General features: G+C 70.2%; 3 protein-coding genes. 1 reads left to right on the forward strand and 2 read right to left on the reverse strand.

Annotation, left to right across the window (positions count from 1 at the left end; translation table 11 throughout):
• Positions 1-36 precede the first annotated feature (36 nt).
• Both GV126_RS32445 and GV126_RS32450 read right to left on the reverse strand, forming a co-directional pair.
• Positions 37-240 (reverse strand): DUF397 domain-containing protein, encoded by a 204-nt coding sequence (locus GV126_RS32445; protein WP_159674536.1) that lies wholly within the window; start codon positions 238-240, stop codon positions 37-39.
• Positions 224-1,063, reverse strand: coding sequence for a helix-turn-helix domain-containing protein (locus GV126_RS32450; protein WP_159674538.1), 840 nt, complete (start codon positions 1,061-1,063; stop codon positions 224-226). Before GV126_RS32450 ends, GV126_RS32445 begins: the two co-directional genes overlap by 17 nt.
• Positions 1,064-1,176: 113 nt before the next feature.
• Between GV126_RS32450 and GV126_RS32455 the strand changes: the two genes are divergently transcribed.
• Positions 1,177-1,410 carry a hypothetical protein gene (locus GV126_RS32455; RefSeq protein ID WP_159674540.1) on the forward strand — a complete coding sequence of 78 codons (234 nt, stop codon included), beginning with the start codon at positions 1,177-1,179 and terminating at the stop codon, positions 1,408-1,410.
• Positions 1,411-1,501 lie beyond the last annotated feature (91 nt).

The raw sequence follows: 1,501 nt of genomic DNA on the forward strand, positions 1-1,501 counted from the left end.
GCCCACCACCCAGTCCTTGCAAAGAGGGCTCGAAGCTCAAGGCTTGAGCGCCGAGACGAACGCCGACCAAGCCTCGGCCGGGAAGACCAGCTTCGGCCCGTCGGGGTTCTTGGAGTCGCGGACGGGGACGAGGGCGGGGAAGTCGTGGGTGACTTCGAGGCAGTTGCCCCCGCTGCCGCCGCTGTAGGTGGACTTGAGCCAGTTGGCCGCGTCCAAGTCGTGGTCAGAGATGTTCCTCATGTGCGTAATCCTGCGCCATCGCCTCGAGGAGAACCAGGGACTTCTCGGGGGCGAGAGCACAGGCCGTGAGGAGTTCGTAGGTGAACCTCCGGCGCCTGACCTCCGCCGGGTCGTCCTCCAGCCGACCGGTGCCGGGGCCTTCGAAGTAGACGAGCGGAGGGGCGTCTTCGAAGTCCATCAACTTGATGGCGCCCTCCATTGCCGCGTGCGCCCCCGCTTCGAAGGGCAGCACCTGCACGATGACCCGGCCGCGGCGGGCCAGGTCGGCAACGTGCCGCAGGGCCTCCGCCATCACCTCGCGCCCGCCCGTCACGCGGCGCAGCGCGGCCTCGTCAAGCACGGCCCACAACACCGGGCTTGTTGGGTCGTCGAGGATGCGGGCCCGCTCCAGTCGGCCCCTCACCAGCTGGTCGATTCTTTCCTCGGGTGCCGTCGGGTCGTAGGCGCGGCACACCGCCCGGGCGTATGCCGGGGTCTGGAGCAATCCGGGGATCAGCTGGGGTGCGTACTCCCTGATCGCCGTCGCTTGAGCTTCGGCCTCCGCCGCCTGCGCGAAGTGCTCCGGATACTTCGACTTGGCCGCCGCCTTGCAGTTCCGCAGGAAGAACCCCTCCGTGCCGAGGACTTCGTCCAGCATCCGTGCGATCTCCGGCTGCATGCGCCGCGTCCCCGCCTCCAGTTGCCCGACGAACGAGCCGCTCACGAAGAGCAGTTGGCCCAGTTGCTCCTGGCTCAGCCCCTTTCTCTCGCGGGCGTGGCGCAGTTCGGCGCCCAGCAGGGCGCGCGGTGAGGAGGACGGGTCGAGGTCCTTCGGTCCTGTCATGAAAACTCCCGGTCCGACAGCGGGGATTGTTGGGGCGCCGCTGCTGGTCAGGGTAGAGCTGTCTCGGACACGCTGTGTGCCGAAAGCGCGACTCTGTGTGGAGGGATCGAGTGATGGAGACGGCGAAGGTGACGGACGGCGACCGGCCTGCCCGCAGTGCCGAGGAGGCGGTGGAGCGGTTGCGTGCCGCCCTGCGGGACGTGGGCATCGTCCTGCCGTCGCTGCGGGTGGACCCGGTGACCGCCGCGCAGGGGCACCCGTACGCCCTGGTCGACCTGGGCCGTTGCAACCTGGGCGTGGCCTCGCGGCTGGCCGCCGCGCTGCGGGCCGGGCGGGAGGACGCGTGAGCGGGAGCACGGGCCGGGAGGAGCCCGCGGTCGGGACGTACGTCGTGGACGTGCGCGACGTACGTCCCGACCGCGGGCTCCTCCCGGCCCG

This window comes from Streptomyces mexicanus (genome assembly GCF_902506575.1).
In the GTDB taxonomy this organism is placed as follows: domain Bacteria; phylum Actinomycetota; class Actinomycetes; order Streptomycetales; family Streptomycetaceae; genus Streptomyces; species Streptomyces mexicanus.

What these genes read in the sequence shown, in the direction of transcription:
- GV126_RS32445 (WP_159674536.1), bottom strand. Translation starts at nt 240, where the DNA reads ATGAGGAACATCTCTGACCACGACTTGGACGCGGCCAACTGGCTCAAG.
- GV126_RS32450 (WP_159674538.1), bottom strand. Translation starts at nt 1,063, where the DNA reads ATGACAGGACCGAAGGACCTCGACCCGTCCTCCTCACCGCGCGCCCTG.
- GV126_RS32455 (WP_159674540.1), top strand. Translation starts at nt 1,177, where the DNA reads ATGGAGACGGCGAAGGTGACGGACGGCGACCGGCCTGCCCGCAGTGCC.